General features: G+C 43.4%; 1 protein-coding gene. It reads right to left on the bottom strand.

The window, feature by feature from the left end; genetic code table 11:
- Window positions 1-176: 176 nt before the first annotated feature.
- On the bottom strand, window positions 177-359 hold the full coding sequence (locus tag AABK37_RS41760) for a hypothetical protein (RefSeq protein WP_432557237.1): 183 nt from the start codon (window positions 357-359) through the stop codon (window positions 177-179).
- Between the last annotated feature and the right edge of the window lie 277 nt (window positions 360-636).

Below are 636 nucleotides of genomic sequence, written 5' to 3'. Positions count from 1 at the left end.
TTTTGGTTTCCATTCTTTACTTTGTAATTCACAAATAACTATCGGAACTTCTATATTTATCCACTCCACTTTTATATCTCCCTCTCCTTGTTCACCGCGTTCGTCCTTAAACCTTGTTCGACACGTTCACCGCGTTCGCCCTTAAACCTTGTTCGCCACGTTCACCGCGTTCGCCCTTAAACCTTGTTCGCCACGTTCACCGCGTTCGCCTTTAAACCTTGTTCGCCACGTTCACCCTTGTCACCTTTTTTACCGTCTAACCCTTGCTGACCGCGTTCGCCCTTATCACCTTTTTTACCGTCTAACCCCATTGCCGATCGCAAAGCTGCTATTTCTGATTTCATTTCCGAACAAGACACGCAACAATCACCGGGGTAGGTATCACATTCACACTTAAAATATCCTGGTGGACAGTCATCATCACAAGCAACTGTAAACTTACACGGACAAGTACCAGTATCTTTATATAAAGTTTTTCCAGCGTGAGATATAACAATCTGGCAACCTCCCCAACGCCATTCCAGGTCAACTCATGCGTAACAATTAACAGGTTTAACGTTAACAACAGTACCTGTTATTTCATAGCCAGTTCCAATTTTTATTGGGTTCCCTTCATATCCTTTAACAATGCCAACT

It is taken from the genome of Tolypothrix sp. VBCCA 56010, from assembly GCF_050875635.1.
In the GTDB taxonomy this organism is placed as follows: Bacteria; Cyanobacteriota; Cyanobacteriia; order Cyanobacteriales; family Nostocaceae; genus Hassallia.
The sequence above is the reverse complement of the archived record's forward strand: the minus strand, read 5'-3'. Positions and strand labels throughout refer to the sequence as shown.